General features: G+C 63.4%; 10 protein-coding genes. 9 read left to right on the top strand and 1 reads right to left on the bottom strand.

Going from position 1 to position 19,563, the window contains the following annotated elements:
- Positions 1-280: 280 nt before the first annotated feature.
- The 6 genes from rplJ (at position 281) to ACVMB1_RS16530 (ending at position 14,623) form a co-directional block, all read left to right on the top strand.
- Entirely contained in the window at positions 281-799 is a 519-nt protein-coding gene (gene rplJ / locus ACVMB1_RS16555; RefSeq protein ID WP_028335452.1) for a 50S ribosomal protein L10, read from the top strand.
- 52 nt (positions 800-851) lie between these two features.
- Positions 852-1,232, top strand: coding sequence for a 50S ribosomal protein L7/L12 (rplL, locus tag ACVMB1_RS16550; protein WP_028335453.1), 381 nt, complete (start codon positions 852-854; stop codon positions 1,230-1,232).
- A gap of 441 nt (positions 1,233-1,673) precedes the next feature.
- Positions 1,674-5,792 carry a DNA-directed RNA polymerase subunit beta gene (gene rpoB, locus ACVMB1_RS16545; protein ID WP_057019553.1) on the top strand — a complete coding sequence of 1,373 codons (4,119 nt, stop codon included), beginning with the start codon at positions 1,674-1,676 and terminating at the stop codon, positions 5,790-5,792.
- Between the two features lie 127 nt (positions 5,793-5,919).
- Positions 5,920-10,122 carry a DNA-directed RNA polymerase subunit beta' gene (gene rpoC, locus ACVMB1_RS16540; protein WP_057019552.1) on the top strand — a complete coding sequence of 1,401 codons (4,203 nt, stop codon included), beginning with the start codon at positions 5,920-5,922 and terminating at the stop codon, positions 10,120-10,122.
- A 180-nt stretch (positions 10,123-10,302) separates the two neighbouring features.
- Complete coding sequence (locus tag ACVMB1_RS16535; protein ID WP_076831382.1) at positions 10,303-12,363, top strand: FAD-dependent oxidoreductase; 2,061 nt, start codon at positions 10,303-10,305, stop codon at positions 12,361-12,363.
- Positions 12,364-12,589: 226 nt separating this feature from the next.
- Positions 12,590-14,623 carry an ABC transporter ATP-binding protein gene (locus tag ACVMB1_RS16530; RefSeq protein WP_253623754.1) on the top strand — a complete coding sequence of 678 codons (2,034 nt, stop codon included), beginning with the start codon at positions 12,590-12,592 and terminating at the stop codon, positions 14,621-14,623.
- Between the two features lie 40 nt (positions 14,624-14,663).
- On the opposite strand, the gene ACVMB1_RS16525 is transcribed toward ACVMB1_RS16530, so the two are convergent.
- Positions 14,664-15,875: an FAD-dependent oxidoreductase gene (locus ACVMB1_RS16525; protein WP_076831377.1), complete on the bottom strand. Its 1,212-nt coding sequence runs from the start codon at positions 15,873-15,875 to the stop codon at positions 14,664-14,666.
- A 700-nt stretch (positions 15,876-16,575) separates the two neighbouring features.
- Here ACVMB1_RS16525 and rpsL point away from each other — a divergent pair.
- From rpsL to fusA, 3 genes are read left to right on the top strand one after another with little or no spacing between them, the layout of a single operon-like run.
- Complete coding sequence (gene rpsL / locus ACVMB1_RS16520; protein ID WP_006611834.1) at positions 16,576-16,947, top strand: 30S ribosomal protein S12; 372 nt, start codon at positions 16,576-16,578, stop codon at positions 16,945-16,947.
- A 15-nt stretch (positions 16,948-16,962) separates the two neighbouring features.
- Positions 16,963-17,433, top strand: a complete 471-nt coding sequence (rpsG, locus tag ACVMB1_RS16515; protein ID WP_016843741.1) for a 30S ribosomal protein S7 — start codon at positions 16,963-16,965, stop codon at positions 17,431-17,433.
- Between the two features lie 30 nt (positions 17,434-17,463).
- On the top strand, positions 17,464-19,536 hold the full coding sequence (fusA, locus tag ACVMB1_RS16510) for an elongation factor G (RefSeq protein ID WP_057019548.1): 2,073 nt from the start codon (positions 17,464-17,466) through the stop codon (positions 19,534-19,536).
- Positions 19,537-19,563: the final 27 nt, after the last annotated feature.

Raw genomic sequence — 19,563 nt, 5'->3', positions numbered from 1 at the left:
ACTTCGTGTTTTCAATGGCTTAATCGCATGGCCTGCATAGACGGGTGAAGACCGGATTTTGCACTCCACGTCGCGATCAGTTCGCGGCCGGGAGGCTGGTTTGGTTCGAACCTCGACAGCCCATGGCCGCAAGGCTCTGGGAGGGCAGGCTTCTAGATGTCGTCTTGCCCGGCATGTCCGAAGGGTCTTGCGCCCCAAGGATCAGGTTTAGGGCGGGACGATGGGTGCAACCCGGCGGTCCTGCCTTCGCGGAAAGGCCGCCAACCGGAAAGAGCTTGCTGTGGAACGAGCGGCAAAAAAAGAGTCGGTCGAACAACTTAACGAGGTCTTCAAGACCACGTCGGTTGCGATCGTTGCTCACTATTCCGGCCTCACCGTGGCCCAGATGCAGAAGCTGCGCATGCAGATGAAGCAGGCGGGCGCGTCGGTGAAGGTCTCGAAGAACCGTCTCGCCAAAATTGCTCTTGAAGGCACTGACGTCGCTGCCATCGGCTCCCTGCTGAAGGGACCGACCGTGATCGCTACTTCGAACGATCCGGTTGCGGCGCCAAAGGTTGCCATCGAATTCGCCAAGGCGAACGAGAAGTTCGTCATCCTCGGCGGCTCGATGGGTAAAACCGTCCTGAATGTCGACAGCGTGAAGGCGCTTGCCTCACTGCCGTCGCTCGACGAACTGCGCGGCAAGATCGTTGGCCTCCTCGTGGCGCCGGCGACCAAGCTTGCTCAGCTCTCCAACGCGCCCGCGGCCAAGCTCGCACGCGTCATTCAGGCTCATGCCTCAAAGGGCGAAGCGGCCTGACCCTTCGCTAATCTCAAACCTGGTTCGAACCAAACGTTTAAGGAACTGAACAATGGCTGACTTGCAGAAAATCGTCGACGACCTCTCGAGCCTCACCGTGCTCGAAGCGGCCGAACTCGCCAAGCTCCTCGAAGAAAAGTGGGGCGTGTCCGCCGCTGCCGCCGTTGCGGTTGCCGGCCCGGCTGCTGGTGGTGGCGGTGCCGCTGCTCCGGCTGAAGAGAAGACCGACTTCACCGTCGTGCTGGCTGGGGCCGGCGACAAGAAGATCGAAGTCATCAAGGAAGTCCGCGCCATCACCGGCCTGGGCCTGAAGGAAGCCAAGGACCTCGTCGAAGGCGCTCCGAAGCCCGTCAAGGAAGGCGTCAACAAGGAAGAAGCCGACAAGATCAAGGCCCAGCTCGAGAAGGCTGGCGCCAAGGTCGAGCTCAAGTAATGCGCGATCCGGGAGTGTCGCAGGGCGCTCCCGGGCCATGCAAACGGCGTGCGACAGGTTGTCGCGTGGCGCGCCGGACACAAAAAAGTGTGGGGATCCGTGGACTTAACCCTCGAATCTCCTTTATTGCCATCCCATATCGGGTTGGCAGCGGAAAAACACGGTAGGCGGCGGGGACGGCAGGGTCCTCGGCGGAAGCCGTTGGGAGACAGTCAGATTTCGGGCTTTTTCAGTCCGTAAAGCGGAGCGTTTGGACGAGCGGGTGCAGTGATGCGCCCCGCGCGTTGTTTTGCGTTTTGGAGGTGGTCGGGGCCGGGACGGGGATTTAATTCCTGACTTAGCGCTTCGTTCCTTCGAGACGATTCGAAATTCAACCCGGGGCCGATGGCAGTCGCTCCCGGAAGGTTCGCCCCACAAAGGCGACGAAAATGAGAGGCCACGATGGCGCAGCAGACATTCACCGGTCGCAAACGCGTACGCAAGTTTTTCGGTCACATCAAGGAAGTCGCCGAGATGCCGAACCTCATCGAGGTTCAGAAGGCGTCCTATGACCAGTTCCTGATGGTCGACGAGCCGACCGGCGGTCGGCTCGACGAGGGCCTGCAGGCGGTGTTCCGCTCGGTGTTCCCGATCTCGGATTTCTCCGGCACCTCGATGCTCGAATTCGTCCGCTACGAGTTCGAACAGCCGAAATATGACGTCGACGAGTGCCGCCAGCGCGGCATGACCTTCGCTGCGCCGCTCAAGGTGACGCTGCGCCTCATCGTGTTCGATATCGACGAGGAAACCGGCGCCAAGTCGGTGAAAGACATCAAGGAGCAGGACGTCTACATGGGCGATATCCCGCTCATGACGATGAACGGCACCTTCGTCGTCAACGGCACCGAGCGCGTCATCGTCTCGCAGATGCACCGTTCGCCGGGCGTGTTCTTCGACCACGACAAGGGCAAGACCCATTCGTCCGGCAAGCTGCTGTTTGCCGCGCGCGTGATTCCGTATCGCGGTTCCTGGCTCGACATCGAGTTCGACGCCAAGGACATCGTGTTCGCGCGCATCGACCGCCGCCGCAAGCTGCCCGTGACCTCGCTGATGTACGCGCTCGGTCTCGACGGCGAGCAGATCCTGTCGACCTTCTACAAGAAGATCACCTACAAGCGGACCAAGGACGGATGGCGCGTGCCGTTCGATGCCAACCGCTTCCGCGGCTATTCGACCGTCAACGACCTGATCGACGCCGACACCGGCAAGGTGGTGCTCGAGGCCGGCAAGAAGCTGACCGTGCGCCAGGCGCGCCAGCTTCAGGAGAAGGGCCTGAAGGCGCTGCGCATGTCGGACGAGGAGCTCGTCGGCAACTATCTCGCCGAGGATCTCGTCAACCCGAAGACCGGTGAGATCTACGCCGAAGCCGGCGAGGAGATCACCGAGAAGTCGCTCAAGGTGCTGAACGAGCAGGGCTACAAGGACCTGCCGCTGCTCGACATCGACCACGTCAATGTCGGCGCCTACATCCGCAACACGCTGTCTGCCGACAAGAACATGACGCGCGAGGACGCGCTGTTCGACATATACCGCGTGATGCGTCCGGGCGAGCCGCCGACGCTGGATTCGGCGCAGGCGATGTTCCAGTCGCTGTTCTTCGACGCCGAGCGCTACGACCTCTCCGCGGTCGGCCGCGTCAAGATGAACATGCGCCTCGAGCTCGATGCGCCCGATACCCATCGCACGCTGCGCAAGGAAGACATCCTGGCGGTCATCAAGACGCTGGTCGACCTGCGCGACGGCAAGGGCGAGATCGACGACATCGACCACCTCGGCAACCGCCGGGTGCGCTCGGTCGGCGAACTCATGGAGAACCAGTACCGGATCGGCCTGCTCCGCATGGAGCGCGCGATCAAGGAGCGCATGTCGAGCGTCGATATCGACACCGTGATGCCGCAGGACCTGATCAACGCCAAGCCCGCGGCTGCCGCGGTGCGCGAGTTCTTCGGCTCCTCGCAGCTGTCGCAGTTCATGGACCAGACCAACCCGCTGTCGGAGATCACCCACAAGCGGCGCCTGTCGGCGCTTGGCCCGGGCGGTCTGACCCGCGAGCGCGCCGGCTTCGAAGTCCGCGACGTGCATCCGACGCATTACGGCCGCATCTGCCCGATCGAGACGCCGGAAGGTCCGAACATCGGCCTGATCAACTCGCTGGCGACGTTCGCGCGCGTCAACAAGTACGGCTTCGTCGAGACGCCCTATCGCAAGATCAAGGACGGCCGGGTCACCGACGAGGTGATCTATCTGTCGGCGATGGAAGAGGGTCGCTACCGCGTCGCGCAGGCCAACGTGCCGCTCGATGCCAAGGGCCGCTTCACCGACGACCTCGTGGTCTGCCGTCACGCCGGCGAAGTGCTGCCGGTGACGCCGGACAAGGTCGACTACATGGACGTGTCGCCGAAGCAGCTGGTTTCGGTCGCCGCGGCGCTGATCCCGTTCCTCGAGAACGACGACGCCAACCGCGCGCTGATGGGCTCGAACATGCAGCGCCAGGCGGTGCCGCTGGTTCGCGCCGAGGCGCCGTTCGTCGGCACCGGCATGGAAGGCGTGGTCGCCCGTGACTCGGGCGCGGCGATTGCCGCGCGCCGCTCGGGCGTGATCGACCAGATCGACGCCACCCGCGTCGTGATCCGCGCCACCGAGGATCTCGATCCGACCAAGTCGGGCGTCGATATCTACCGGCTGATGAAGTACCAGCGCTCCAACCAGTCGACCTGCATCAACCAGCGTCCGCTGGTGAAGGTCGGCGACATCGTCAAGAAGGGCGACATCATCGCCGACGGTCCGTCGACCGATCTCGGCGAGCTCGCGCTCGGCCGCAACGTGCTGGTCGCGTTCATGCCGTGGAACGGCTACAACTTCGAAGACTCGATCCTGCTCTCCGAGCGGATCGTGAAGGACGACGTCTTCACCTCGATTCACATCGAGGAGTTCGAGGTGATGGCCCGCGACACCAAGCTCGGTCCTGAGGAAATCACCCGCGACATTCCGAACGTCTCGGAAGAAGCGCTGAAGAACCTCGACGAAGCCGGTATCGTCTACATCGGTGCGGAAGTCCGCGCCGGCGACATCCTGGTCGGCAAGATCACGCCGAAGGGCGAGAGCCCGATGACGCCGGAAGAGAAGCTGCTGCGCGCCATCTTCGGCGAGAAGGCCTCCGACGTCCGCGACACCTCGCTGCGCGTGCCTCCGGGCGTGCAGGGCACCATCGTGGAAGTCCGCGTGTTCAACCGCCACGGCGTCGATAAGGACGAGCGTGCGCTGGCGATCGAGCGCGAGGAGATCGAGCGTCTCGCCAAGGACCGCGACGACGAGCAGGCGATCCTGGACCGCAACGTCTACAACCGCCTCGCCGAGTTGCTGGAGAACCGCCAGGGCATCGCCGGCCCGAAGGGCTTCAAGAAGGATACCAAGATCACCCGCGCGGTGCTCGACGAGTATCCGAAGTCGCAGTGGTGGCTGTTCGCCTCGCCGAACGACAAGCTGATGGCCGAGATCGAGGCCATGCGGAAGCAGTACGACGAGTCGAAGAAGGGCCTCGAGCAGCGCTTCCTCGACAAGGTCGAGAAGCTGCAGCGTGGCGACGAGCTGCCGCCCGGCGTGATGAAGATGGTCAAGGTCTTCGTCGCGGTGAAGCGCAAGATCCAGCCCGGCGACAAGATGGCCGGCCGTCACGGCAACAAGGGTGTGGTGTCGAAGATCGTGCCGATCGAGGACATGCCGTTCCTCGAGGACGGAACGCACGCCGACATCGTGCTCAATCCGCTCGGCGTGCCGTCGCGCATGAACGTCGGTCAGATCCTTGAGACCCATCTCGGTTGGGCCTGCGCCGGCCTCGGCAAGCGCATCGGCCAGACCATCGACGCCTATTATCACAAGCAGGATCTCAAGCCGCTGCGCGAGACCCTGAAGAAGATCTACGGCGAGGATGAAACCATCAAGTCGCTGAACGACAACGAGCTGGTCGAACTCGGCCGCAATCTGAGCCACGGCGTGCCGATCGCAACGCCGGTGTTCGACGGCGCCAAGGAAGCCGACATCGAGGAGATGCTGAAGCTCGCGGGCTTCGACGCCTCCGGCCAGTCGACCGTTTATGACGGCCGTACCGGCGATCAGTTCGATCGTAAGGTGACGATGGGCTATATCTACATGCTCAAGCTGCACCATCTCGTGGACGACAAGATCCACGCGCGTTCGATCGGTCCGTACTCGCTCGTCACCCAGCAGCCGCTGGGCGGCAAGGCGCAGTTCGGCGGCCAGCGCTTCGGCGAAATGGAGGTCTGGGCGCTGGAAGCCTACGGCGCCGCCTACACGCTGCAGGAGATGCTGACCGTGAAGTCGGACGACGTCGCCGGCCGTACCAAGGTGTACGAGGCGATCGTGCGCGGCGACGACACCTTCGAGGCCGGTATTCCGGAATCGTTCAACGTGCTGGTCAAGGAAATGCGCTCGCTCGGCCTCAACGTCGACCTGCACAATTCCAAGGTGGGACCGGCGTCGACGTCGGAAGCGGCCGAGTAACGCTGTGATCATGCCCGGCGCCAAACGCGCCGGGCCTTCGCACTCCGCTCGGACGTTGGGCGGGGCGCGCGCTGAATAAAAGTTTCGAATTTGCTGCCGGTGACGATCGGCACGCGAGGAGAAGACCATGAATCAAGAGATTATGAATCTTTTCAATCCGACGACCCCGGCCCAGGTCTTCGACCAGATCCGGATTTCGATCGCGTCTCCGGAGAAGATTCTGTCCTGGTCCTACGGCGAGATCAAGAAGCCGGAGACCATCAACTACCGCACCTTCAAGCCGGAGCGTGACGGCCTGTTCTGCGCGCGCATCTTCGGGCCGATCAAGGACTACGAGTGCTTGTGCGGCAAGTACAAGCGGATGAAGTACAAGGGCATCATCTGCGAGAAGTGCTCGGTCGAGGTGACGCTGTCGCGCGTCCGGCGCGAGCGCATGGGCCATATCGAGCTGGCGGCGCCGGTCGCCCACATCTGGTTCCTGAAGTCGCTGCCCTCGCGCATCGGCCTCCTGCTCGACATGACGCTGAAGGATCTCGAGCGGATCCTCTACTTCGAATACTACGTCGTGCTCGAGCCGGGTCTCACCGCGCTGAAGGACCGTCAGCTGCTGTCGGAAGACGAGTATCTGAAGGCGCAGGACGAGTACGGCCAGGATTCCTTCACCGCCATGATCGGCGCGGAGGCGATCCGCGAGCTGCTCAAGGGGCTCGAGCTCGAGAAGCTCGAGGCGACGCTGCGTGCCGACATGGCGGAGACCGACTCCGACATCAAGCACAAGAAGCTCGCCAAGCGTCTGAAGATCGTCGAGGCTTTCCGCGTTTCCGGCAACAAGCCGGAATGGATGATCATGACGGTCGTGCCGGTGATTCCGCCGGACCTGCGTCCGCTGGTGCCGCTCGACGGCGGCCGGTTTGCGACCTCGGACCTCAACGACCTGTACCGCCGCGTCATCAACCGCAACAACCGCCTGAAGCGGCTGATGGAGCTGCGTGCGCCCGACATCATCATCCGCAACGAAAAGCGCATGCTGCAGGAGGCCGTCGACGCACTGTTCGACAACGGCCGCCGTGGCCGCGTCATCACCGGCGCCAACAAGCGTCCGCTGAAGTCGCTCGCCGACATGCTGAAGGGCAAGCAGGGCCGGTTCCGCCAGAACCTGCTCGGCAAGCGCGTCGATTATTCGGGCCGTTCGGTGATCGTGGTCGGTCCCGAGCTGCGCCTACATCAGTGCGGCCTGCCGAAGAAGATGGCGCTCGAGCTGTTCAAGCCGTTCATCTACTCGCGGCTCGATGCCAAGGGCCTGTCCACCACGGTGAAGCAGGCCAAGAAGCTGGTCGAGAAAGAGCGTCCGGAGGTCTGGGATATCCTCGACGAGGTGATCCGCGAGCATCCGGTGCTGCTCAACCGCGCGCCGACGCTGCATCGCCTGGGCATCCAGGCGTTCGAGCCGGTGCTGATCGAAGGCAAGGCGATTCAGCTGCATCCGCTGGTCTGCGCCGCCTTCAACGCCGACTTCGACGGCGACCAGATGGCCGTGCACGTTCCGCTGTCGCTCGAAGCGCAGCTGGAAGCGCGCGTCCTGATGATGTCGACCAACAACATCCTGCATCCGGCGAACGGCCAGCCGATCATCGTGCCGTCGCAGGACATCGTGCTCGGCCTCTACTACGTCTCGATCATGCGCGAAGGCCTGCCCGGCGAGGGCAAGATCTTCGGCGACATGGCCGAGCTCGAGCACGCCCTGCATTCGAAGGTCATCCACCTCCACACCAAGATCAAGTACCGGTGGGAAGGCCTCGACGAGGAAGGCAAGCACTCCAAGCGCTGGATCGAAACCACCGCGGGCCGCGTCATGCTCGGCAACCTGCTGCCGAAGAACCCGAAGATCTCGTACGACATCATCAACAAGCTGATGACCAAGCGCGAGATCTCCGGCGTGATCGATCAGGTCTACCGGCACTGCGGTCAGAAGGAGACGGTGATCTTCTGCGACCGCATCATGGCGCTCGGCTTCTACAACGCCTTCAAGGCGGGCATCTCGTTCGGCAAGGACGACATGGTCGTGCCGGCGTCGAAGTGGAAGATCGTCGATCAGACCCGTACGCTGGCGAAGGATTTCGAGCAGCAGTACAATGACGGCCTGATCACCCATGGCGAGAAGTACAACAAGGTCGTCGACGCCTGGTCGAAGGCCGGTGAAGAAGTCGCCAAGGCGATGATGAAGGAGATCTCGTCCACCAAGAAGACGGCGGCGGGCGCGGATGCCGACATCAACTCGATCTACATGATGGCGCACTCCGGTGCGCGTGGTTCGCCGGCCCAGATGCGCCAGCTCGCCGGCATGCGCGGCCTGATGGCCAAGCCGTCGGGCGAGATCATCGAGACGCCGATCATTTCCAACTTCAAGGAAGGTCTGTCGGTGCTCGAGTACTTCAACTCGACCCACGGCGCCCGCAAGGGCCTCGCGGACACCGCGTTGAAGACCGCGAACTCGGGCTACCTGACCCGCCGTCTGGTCGACGTCGCGCAGGACTGCATCATCACGCAGACCGACTGCGGCACCACGCTCGGCATCAAGATGCGCGCCATCGTCGACGCCGGCACCGTGGTCGCCTCGCTCGGCTCGCGCATCCTGGGCCGCGTCGCCTGCGATGACGTGCGCGATCCCGCCACCAACGAGGTCGTCATCAAGCGTGACACCTTGATGGAGGAGAGCCACGTCGACGCGATCCAGCAGGCCGGCATCCAGGAAGTGAAGATCCGCTCGGCGCTGACCTGCGAGCTGATCAACGGCATCTGCGCCAAGTGCTACGGCCGCGACCTGGCCCGCGGCACCCCGGTCAACCACGGTGAGGCCGTCGGCGTCATCGCGGCACAATCGATCGGTGAGCCCGGCACGCAGCTGACGATGCGCACGTTCCACATCGGCGGCGCCGCCCAGCTCAACGAGCAGTCGTTCGTCGAATCGAACTTCGACGGCAAGATCGTGATCAAGAACAAGGCGATCGCCCGCAACAGCGAAGGCAGCCTGATCGCGATGGTGCGCAACATGGTCGTTGCGATCGTCGATGCCGACGGCACCGAGCGTGCGACCCACCGTATTCAGTACGGTTCGAAGATGCACGTCGACGAAGGCGATATGGTCAAGCGCGGCCAGCGCATCGCCGAGTGGGATCCCTATACCCGCCCGGTGCTGAGCGAGGTCGAGGGCACGATCGGTTTCGAGGATCTGGTCGAGGGACAGTCGATCTCGGAAACGCTCGACGAGTCGACCGGTATCGCCAAGCGCGTGGTCATCGACTGGCGCACGACGCGCGGCGGTTCGGACCTGCGTCCGGCCATCGTGGTCAAGGGCAAGGACGGCAAGGTGATGAAGCTCGCGCGTGGCGGCGATGCCCGCTACATGCTGTCGGTCGACGCCATTCTGTCGGTCGACACCGGCGGGAAGGTGATGCCGGGCGACATCCTGGCGCGTATCTCGACCGAGAGCGCCAAGACGCGTGACATCACCGGCGGTCTGCCGCGGGTGGCGGAACTGTTCGAGGCTCGCAAGCCGAAGGATGCGGCGATCATCGCGGAGACCGCGGGAACGATCCGCTTCGGCCGCGACTACAAGAACAAGCGCCGCATCTCGATCGAGCCGATGGACAAGACCGAGGAGCCGCGCGAGTACCTGATCCCGAAGGGCAAGCACATCCACCTTCAGGACGGCGACATCGTCGAAAAGGGCGATTTCATCGTCGAAGGCAATCCGGCGCCGCACGACATCCTGGCGATCAAGGGCATCGAGGAGCTCGCTGCCTATCTGGTCAACGAAATCCAGGAGGTCTACCGGTTGCAGGGCGTGCTTATCAACGACAAGCACATCGAGGTGATTGTCCGTCAGATGCTGCAGAAGGTCGAGGTCACCGATCAGGGCGACACCGACATGATCTCGGGCGAGCAGGTCGACAAGATCGAGTTCGACGCGCTCAACACCAAGGCCAAGGAGGAGGGCAAGAAGCCCGCCACGGGTACGCCGGTTCTGCTCGGCATCACCAAGGCGAGCCTGCAGACCCGCTCCTTCTTCTCGGCGGCGTCGTTCCAGGAGACCACGCGCGTGCTCACCGAAGCTGCCGTCAACGGCAAGGTGGACCCGCTCGAGGGCCTCAAGGAGAACGTCATTGTCGGCCGCCTGATCCCGGCCGGCACCGGCGCTTCGATGGCGCGGATCCGCGAGGTCGCGGTCAAGCGCGACAAGCTGATCCTCGACGAGCGCGAGAAGCAGCAGGCGGCGATCGTGCCGACGGCTCCGGAAGCGGAGCCGCTGGCGCTGCCGCCCGCCGAATAGGCATCCGCAAGACTACGGGTATGGCGAGAAGGCCGGCGTTTAGCCGGCCTTTTTGCTGCTTTCTTTGCTTGCTGCGGTGCAGGGACGCAGTTTGTTCATCTTTCCTTCAGGCAAAAAAGTGCCTTTGCTAGGGTGACTTAGACCGGTTGTTTGGCTCGCGCCGGAGACGACGGAATCCATATGCTCGACTTGGCTATCGTAGGCGGCGGCCCCGGGGGGCTGATGAGCGCCTGGTATTTGAAGCGCAAACTCGGCGACCTCTGCCGCGTTACCATCTTCGAGGCGTCGAACCGCCTCGGCGGCAAGATCGTCACGCGCAAATTCGACACCGCGCCCGCGATGTATGAGGCCGGCGTCGCCGAGATCTATGATTACTCGATGACGGGGCCGGACCCGCTGCGCGAGCTGATCCAGCATTTCGGCCTGCAGACGATCCCGATGGACGCCGAGCAGGTGCAGCTCGACGGCGAGTTGCTTGCCGACGTTCCCGGCATGCGCCGCAAATACGGGGCGAAGACCGCGGCCGCGATCGAGGCGTTCCGCAAGCGCTGCAGCGACCTGGTGTCGCCGATCGAATATTACGAGGGCGTCGGCGCCCACGACAACGAACACCCGTGGGCCTACAAGACCGCCGAGCAGGTCCTCGACGAGGAGGTCGAGGACGCGACCGCCAAGCGTTTCTTCAAGGTGATGGCGCGTTCCGACATCGCGACCGAGAGCCACAACACCAACGGCCTCAACGCGCTGAAGAACTACGTGATGGACGTCGACGGCTATATCGGCCTGTATTCGATCCAGAACGGCAACGAGCAGCTGATCGATTGTCTACGCTCGGAAGTCAGCGCCGACATCCAGCTCAACCATCGTGTGCTCAAGGTCGGCAAGACCGCTGGCGGCCGCTACCAGCTCAACATGATGAACGGCAAGGGGCCGGAGACGCGCGACTTCGATCTCGTGCTGGTCTGCCTGCCGCACTCCTGGCTCGCGACCATGCGCTGGGACGGCGAACAGCTGCGCAAGTCGATGGTCAAGCACGTCGCCTATTTCGACCGGCCCGCGCATTATCTGCGGGTCTCGATCCTGTTCGACGAGCCGTTCTGGGGCGAGAAGATCCCGGGCGCTTGGTTCATGTCGGAAGCGTTCGGCGGCTGCTGCGTCTACAATGAGGGCGCGCGCCACGATGTCGGCAAGCACGGCGTGCTGAACTGGCTGATCGCGGGCTCGGATGCGCTGGCCTTCGCCAATCTCAGCGACCAGGAGCTGATCGATGCCGCGTTGAAGTCGCTGCCGGCCTCGCTCGGCGATGCGCGCGAGCATTTCCTGGAAGGCAAGATCCATCGCTGGCTGTCGTCGGTCAACGCGCTGCCGGGCGGCCTGCCGGTGCGCGACGTCATGACCAACCACCGGCCCGAGCCGAAGGACCATCCCGGCATCGTGGTGGTCGGCGACTATCTGTTCGATTCGACGCTGAATGGACTGCTCGATTCCTCCGATGCCGCGACCGACATCATCGTCACCGAGATGATGCGGCTGCGCCGTACCCGCGCGCAGGACGAGAACTCGCTGTCCGACAAGATCGACCGCAGCTATTTCGACAATTATCGCGGCGTCGGCCCCTACAGCGAGGTCTGGCGCAACTTCACCGACCCGGCCTATCTGACGGACCTGATCAAGACGGTCTGGGGCAGGGCGAAGGGCTACAAGCTGCTGATCGCCGGCTCCGCCAGCGGCGAACTGGTCGGCGCGCTGCGCGAACGTGGCATCGATGCCTGGGGCATCGAGAACAACCGCTACATCCACGGCAAGACGCCGAAGGCGCTCAAGAAGTACAACAAGCTCGGCTCGATCGCCGACATGCCGTTCAAGGCCAACGAGTTCGACTTCGTGTTCGAGACCTCGCTGTGCCATCTCGGCGAAAAGCAGGTGGTGCGCGGGGTGCGCGAGCTCAACCGCGTAGTCAAGACCGGCGTCGTGTTCGCGTCGGTGACCTCCGACATGGCGGCGGCAGTGATCGATCGCTACGACCTGCTGCGCGGGGTGAAGAAGCTCGGCACCTGGTGGGAGTGGTCGGAATTGTTCTTCGGCAACGGCTTCGATCTGTCGATGCACCGCCGCGACTGCACCGATGCGCTGTGGACATTGACGCTGGCCGCCAACAAGGGGCCGGGGCAGTGGTACGCCGACTCCGACAGCCTGCGCTATTCCTTCTTCGACAAGGTCGAAGCCGACCTCGACGACTAGCGGGACCGACCGGAAGCTTTTGCCGCGAGCCGACCGGCCTCGTGTCAACCAGCTGTCAAACGGCGGCAATGCTTTGCTACGCGAATCCGCGCGAGCGCGCTGCGGCGCGTCGGCCGTTCCAAACGCTTTGCCGAATTCGTCGTGATCGCATAGGATTACGGGCGCAGTGTTATCAGCTGCGGTTTCGATTTGCGGTCATGCCGGCCGTGGAGCATCGGTTGGTTTCATGGCGCCAAGACCTCCTGCATCAGACGATCCGACGAGAGCGGCGGCCGACGATCCCGAGCTGAAGAAGAAGCCCGCGTCCGGTCCGCCCGCGGCGGCCGCCTCCACGAAGCCGTCCGCGGCGCCGGCTGACGACGAAGAGGAAGACGACGCGGACGACGAGTTCGAGCTCGATGACGACGATGATGACGAGGACCTCGTCGTCTTCACCGCCAAGGAAGCCGCCGGCGCGCTCTCCACGATCTTTGGCTTCGTCAGGCCGATCCTGGCGAACTACAGGAAGCCGTTCGCCTGCGTCGCCTTCGGCGTGCTGGTCGAGACGTTGTTCAACGTCATCATGCCGCTCAGCCTGAAATTCCTGATCGACGACGCGCTCGGCGAGGAGGATTTCGGGGCCCTCTACAAGATCCTCGGCGTGCTCGCGGTTGCCGGCATCGTCACCTCGATCATCGCGGTCTGGTACGAGCGCTGGGATGCGCGGCTGGGCGCCGGCATCATCGCCGACGTGCGGACGCGGCTGTTCGACCATGTCCAGAACCTGCCGTCGGCCTATTTCGCGCGCACCAAGCGCGGCGAGATCCTGTCGCGATTCTCGATCGATTTGTCGGCGTTCGAGGGCTCGGTCAAGACCTTCGCCAACAGCGCGGCGCTGCCGGGCCTCGAGCTGGTCGCAGGCATCATCCTGATGCTGTTCCTGAACTGGCAGCTTGCCGTGGTCGCCTTGCTGGTGTTTCCGATCACCCTGATCGGGCCGCGCATCCTGACGCCGAAGGCGGTGCAGGCCAATTACGAGCAGAAGCAGAACGAGGCCGCGCTGCTCGGAACCGTGCAGGAGAACGTCGCCGCGCAGGCGGTGGTGAAGGCGTTCAATCTGCAGCGCCGGGCGCTCGGCTGGTTCACGATGCGCAACCGCGACGTCCGGGCCAAGGCCGCGTCAGCCATGTTCCTGTCGACCATGGTGGAGCGCACCGTCACCATCGCGGTGCTGCTGCTCCACCTCGTGGTGCTGGCGATCGGCGCCTATCTCGCCACCAAGGGGCAGATCACCGTCGGCACCTTCGTGACCTTCGAGAGTGCGTTCTGGGAGGTGTCCTACAACATCGCCCATCTGATGCATTTTATCCCGGTGTCGATCCAGTCGGCGGCGGCGGTGCGTCACATCCAGGAACTGCTCGACGAGCCGACCCGCGGCGCCGATCGTCCCGGCGCGCCGGATCTGCCGCGCATCACCAACGACATCTCCTTCGACCGCGTCACCTTCCAATATGAGGGGGCGCAGACGCCGGTGCTCGACAATCTCAGCCTCAAGCTCAATGCCGGCAAGAGCATTGCGATCGTCGGTCCCAGCGGCTCCGGCAAGAGCACGCTGATCAACCTGATCCTGCGGCTCTACGTGCCGGACGAGGGCCGCGTCGCCGTCGACGGCGTCGATATCCGCCGGGTGACGCGCGAGTCGCTGCGGGCCAACATGGCGGTCGTGTTCCAGGAGAACATGCTTTTCAACATGTCGATCCGCGAGAACATCCGGCTCGGCAAGGAAGGCGCGACCGACGCGGAGGTCGAGGACGCTGCCCGCAAGGCCGAGATCCATCGCTACATCATGAGTCTGCCGCAGCGCTACGACACGCCGGTCGGCGAGCGCGGCGATACCCTGTCGGGCGGCCAGCGCCAGCGCATCGCGATCGCGCGCGCGATCATCCGTAACCCGTCCGTGCTGCTGCTCGACGAGGCGACTTCGGCGCTCGACCAGACCACGGAGGCTGCGATCAATCGCACGCTGCTCAAGGTCGCCGAGGGCCGCACCATGATCTGGTCGACGCATCGCCTGACTTCGGTGGTCGAGATGGACGAGATCATCGTGATCTCCGGCGGCAGGGCGATCGAACGCGGCTCGCACGAGGAGCTGCTGGCCCGCAATGGCGTCTATCGCAAGCTGTGGGACGACCAGGGACATCTGAATCACGACGAGGACGCCGACGGCGCGGATGATGACGATGATGACGATGAGGACGAAGACGAGGATGAGGAGGCGTGAGGCCCGCGTCGCGGGCGATGGTCGAGCGCCAGATTTTTCGTTACGCCCGGTCCGCGGCGTGCGGACGTTGCCGGAAGTGGTTGGCCGGCTGCGTCGTTGACGCCGCCGCCGCAGGGTTGTGCAGCCGGCGCAGCCAGCCGCGGCCGAGATAGCCGAAAAAGCGCGCCCAGCGCTGGGCCCGCCACGTAGGCCCGCTGCCGACCGACACCTCGCGGAAGCTGAATGCCTTGGCGTTCGACCAGGCGTCGCAGGCGGTCTTGACCGGATCGTCGTAGAACGCGGTGATCTTCTCCTCGCCCATGCCGTCGGTCGACAGCCAGGCCGGGATGTGGACGTTGCAGAGCTGGGCGACGTCGGTGAACACCTTGTCGGTACCGGTGCCGGTGACGGGGCAGGTGCTGGCGAAGGCATCACCGACCAGCACCACGCCGGCCTGCCGATAGCCGGTGCTGACAAAGATGTCGGCGGGCCTGATCTTGATATCGCCGGCGATGTCGAACTCGCCGGTGAGCCGGCGCAGCCGCGGCAGCGCGGCGTTCAGCGTCTCCACCGGATTGCGCCGCATCGCCCGCAGCCAGGGATCGTCGGCCTTGCGATAGGTGAAGAGGTTGGCGCGCATCCGGTTTCCGATCGGAAACAGCGTGATGTAGGGGATGCGGTCGCTCGGCCGCTCCGAGAAGTAGGTCATGGCCGCGAACGGGAAGGCGGGGCGGCCGACGGGGACGAAATCGAAGCCGAGCGAGATCGAGTGGCAGAAGCTCGTGACCAGCCGCTCGATGCCGAGCATCCGGCGCAACCCGACGTTCAGGCCGTTGGCAAGCACCACAAGGCGCGCCGAGATCTCCTCGCCATTGGCAAGCACGAGCCGCTGCCGCTCGGAACTGGTCGCGACATTGATCACCTTGTCGCAGATGAATTCCGCCGGCCCGGCGATTTCGTTCCGAATCGCCGCAATCAGCGCGTCGTACATGATGCCGTATTGCCGGCTCGGCTGCCGGTCGAGCAACCTGCCGAATCGCGCGATCCAGTTCTCGCCGTCCAGCGTCGCCGAGCGGAGCACCGACTCGGCGAGGCCGGTCCTGGCGAATCGCTCGAGCTGGAGGTCGCCGCCGATCTTTTCGACACGGAAATCGAACGGGTAGACCCGGTGGGGGTCGATCAGGATCGTCGGTATCCCGGCACGGCCGAGCATGGCGGTTGCGGTCGAGCCCGCAAGACCGCCGCCGATGATCGCGATGTCGGTGTACCGCATGAGAATTCCGTGGCTGTGACCCCGATTTTTGCGCTGCGAATGGCAAATAAAGGCTTAGTTTCGAAGTTTGCCTTCGGGACTAACTTGGGGAGAGTTGTTTCTAACCATATTTTACCCGGATGTAATATGATTCCGCACGCGCCCGAAGATTCGGATGAAGTGCGCGGGGAGGTCGGTCGGCCGTCACATTTCGCCTTGCGCCGAACCTCGGTGAAATGCGAAATCCGCAAGTGCCAGAGGCGTTTCTTCGCTTGTCGTTTTGCTTGACTTCACTATCTCTCGATTATACAAGGCGCCCACTTAACGACAGGCGGTGAGCTACGCCAGCGTCGGAACGGAACACCCGAAGGTCCTTTTTGAGGAGCCGGACGGGCACCAACCTCGACGAATGCCGCTCAAACGCTGTCGATGATAGCTAGGCAATGCCAGGACGATATTAGTTCTCTTGAGCACGTCCTCTTGAGAGTGAATTCGGATGCATGACCTCGGTGGCGGACCGAACAGCGCACGCTGAACGGTTCGGGATCGCGGTCCTCTGTGGCGTCGATGCGCTTTCCGCTCAGCGATGAGTGGTTGGCGCGATTTCGCTTTGCGCGGTTGTTTGTTCCGTGTCGAGCGAGGCCGTGCGGGACGGCTAGTCCTGAGAAGAAATTTGCGGAGCCATTCAAGGTTTTCGCGTGAACTAAAGGGTGAAGGCTGCATGCCGACGATCAACCAGCTGATCGCAAATCCGCGTGAAGTGCAGAAGTCGCGTAAGAAGGTGCCGGCGCTGCAGCAGTCGCCGCAGAAGCGCGGCGTGTGCACGCGCGTCTACACCACGACCCCGAAGAAGCCGAACTCGGCGCTTCGTAAGGTCGCCAAGGTGCGCCTGACCAACGGCTTCGAGGTGATCGGCTACATCCCGGGTGAGGGCCATAACCTGCAGGAGCACTCGGTGGTCATGATCCGCGGCGGCCGCGTCAAGGACTTGCCCGGTGTGCGCTACCACATCCTCCGCGGCGTGCTGGATACCCAGGGCGTCAAGAACCGTAAGCAGCGTCGTTCGAAGTACGGCGCGAAGCGTCCGAAGTAAGCGGGAACCGATCAGATGTCGCGTCGCCATTCTGCCGAGAAGCGTGAAGTTCTTCCGGATCCGAAGTTCGGGAACATCATCATTACGAAGTTCATGAACTCGGTGATGTACGCCGGGAAGAAGTCGGTTGCCGAAAACATCGTCTACGGTGCGCTCGGCATGATCGAGGCCAAGACCAAGCAGAACCCGCTCGGCGTGTTCGAGCAGGCGCTCGAGAACGTGATGCCGACCATCGAGGTTCGTTCCCGCCGCGTCGGCGGCGCGACCTACCAGGTTCCGGTCGAAGTCCGGTCGGTGCGCCGTCAGGCGCTCGGCATCCGCTGGCTGATCTCGGCCGCCCGCGAGCGCAACGAGAAGACCATGACGGAGCGTCTCTCGGCTGAGCTGCTCGACGCCTCGAACAATCGCGGCAACGCCGTCAAGAAGCGGGAAGACGTGCACCGGATGGCGGAAGCCAACCGCGCGTTCTCGCACTATCGCTGGTAAGGCGAACAACGGAATTTAAGGAACAGTCTCATGCCCCGCCAACATGCCATCGAGGACTACCGCAACTTCGGTATCATGGCGCATATCGACGCCGGCAAGACCACGACCACCGAGCGCATCCTGTATTACACCGGCAAGAGCCACAAGATCGGCGAAGTGCACGAAGGTGCCGCGACGATGGACTGGATGGAGCAGGAGCAGGAGCGTGGCATCACGATCACCTCGGCTGCGACCACCGCGTTCTGGAACGGCAAGCGCCTGAACATCATCGACACACCCGGCCACGTCGACTTCACCATCGAGGTCGAGCGTTCGCTGCGCGTGCTCGACGGCGCCGTTTGCGTCCTCGACTCCAACCAGGGCGTCGAGCCGCAGACCGAGACCGTCTGGCGCCAGGGCGACAAGTACAAGGTTCCGCGCATCGTCTTCGCCAACAAGATGGACAAGACCGGCGCCGACTTCTTCAAGTGCCTGTCCGACATCGTCGACCGCCTCGGCGCCAAGCCGATCGCGATCCAGCTGCCGATCGGTGCCGAGAACAACTTCAAGGGTCTCGTCGACCTCGTGAAGATGAAGGGCGTCATCTGGAACGATGAATCGCTCGGCGCCAAGTTCGACTATGTCGACATTCCGGAAGATCTGGTCGAGCAGGCCAAGGAATATCGCGAGAAGATGGTGGAAGCCGCCGTCGAGCTCGACGACGACGCTTTGGCTGCCTTCCTCGACGGCAAGGAGCCGGACGAGGCGACCCTGAAGCGCCTGATCCGCAAGGCCGTGCTGACCGGCGCGTTCTATCCCGTGCTGTGCGGCTCCGCGTTCAAGAACAAGGGCGTGCAGCCGCTGCTCGACGCCGTCGTCGACTATCTGCCGTCGCCGATCGACGTGCCCGCGATCAAGGGCACCGACGATGAGGGCAACGAAGTCGTGCGCAAGGCGGACGACAAGGAGCCGCTGGCGCTGCTCGCGTTCAAGATCATGGACGACCCCTTCGTCGGCACCATCACGTTCTGCCGCATCTATTCCGGCATCCTGCAGTCGGGCACCGGCGTGGTGAACTCGACCCGCGAGAAGAAAGAGCGTATCGGCCGCATGCTGCTGATGCATGCGAACAACCGCGAAGACATCAAGGAAGCCTATGCCGGCGACATCGTCGCGCTGGCTGGCCTGAAGGAAGCGCGCACCGGCGACACGCTGTGCGATCCCGACAAGCCGGTGATCCTCGAGAAGATGGAATTCCCGGAGCCGGTGATCGAGATCGCGATCGAGCCGAAGTCGAAGGCCGACCAGGAAAAGCTCGGCGTGGCGCTTGCCAAGCTCGCCGCGGAAGATCCGTCGTTCCGTGTGTCGACCGACCAGGAGTCCGGCCAGACCATTCTCAAGGGCATGGGCGAACTGCATCTCGACATCAAGGTCGACATTCTCAAGCGCACCTACAAGGTCGACGCCAACATCGGCGCGCCGCAGGTGGCGTTCCGCGAGCGCGTGACCAAGAAGGCCGAAGTCAAGTACACGCACAAGAAGCAGACCGGCGGTACCGGTCAGTTCGCCGAAGTGTCGATCGTCGTCGAGCCGAACGAGCCCGGCAAGGGCTATGAGTTCGAATCGAAGATCGTCGGCGGCGCGGTGCCGAAGGAATACATCCCCGGCGTCGAAAAGGGCCTCAACAGCGTGATGGGCTCCGGTGTCGTTGCCGGCTTCCCGGTGGTGGACGTCAAGGTGCAGCTGGTCGACGGCAAGTATCACGACGTCGACTCGTCGGCACTGGCGTTCGAAATCGCATCGCGGGCTGCGTTCCGCGAAGCGTTGACGAAGGGCAAGTCCGTTCTGCTCGAGCCGATCATGAAGGTCGAGGTGGTGACCCCGGAAGACTACACCGGTTCGGTCATCGGCGACCTGAATTCCCGGCGTGGCCAGATCCAGGGCCAAGACATGCGCGGCAACGCCAACGTCATCAACGCGATGGTGCCGCTCATGAACATGTTCGGTTACGTGAACAACCTGCGCTCGATGAGCCAGGGTCGCGCGACCTTCACCATGCAGTTCGATCACTACGCCGAAGCTCCGGCGAACGTGTCGGCTGAAGTCCAGAAGAAGTTTGCCTGATTGTCGTTGATGGCAGTCAACGATTGA

It is taken from the genome of Bradyrhizobium sp. USDA 4504 (genome assembly GCF_054063995.1).
Note: the sequence above shows the minus strand (reverse complement) of the source record. Positions and strands in the feature narration are given on the sequence as shown.

Coding starts and splice junctions, on each gene's coding strand:
- rplL (WP_028335453.1), top strand. CDS start 852: ATGGCTGACTTGCAGAAAATCGTCGACGACCTCTCGAGCCTCACCGTG.
- rpoB (WP_057019553.1), top strand. CDS start 1,674: ATGGCGCAGCAGACATTCACCGGTCGCAAACGCGTACGCAAGTTTTTC.
- rpoC (WP_057019552.1), top strand. CDS start 5,920: ATGAATCAAGAGATTATGAATCTTTTCAATCCGACGACCCCGGCCCAG.
- ACVMB1_RS16535 (WP_076831382.1), top strand. CDS start 10,303: ATGCTCGACTTGGCTATCGTAGGCGGCGGCCCCGGGGGGCTGATGAGC.
- ACVMB1_RS16530 (WP_253623754.1), top strand. CDS start 12,590: ATGGCGCCAAGACCTCCTGCATCAGACGATCCGACGAGAGCGGCGGCC.
- ACVMB1_RS16525 (WP_076831377.1), bottom strand. CDS start 15,875: ATGCGGTACACCGACATCGCGATCATCGGCGGCGGTCTTGCGGGCTCG.
- rpsL (WP_006611834.1), top strand. CDS start 16,576: ATGCCGACGATCAACCAGCTGATCGCAAATCCGCGTGAAGTGCAGAAG.
- rpsG (WP_016843741.1), top strand. CDS start 16,963: ATGTCGCGTCGCCATTCTGCCGAGAAGCGTGAAGTTCTTCCGGATCCG.
- fusA (WP_057019548.1), top strand. CDS start 17,464: ATGCCCCGCCAACATGCCATCGAGGACTACCGCAACTTCGGTATCATG.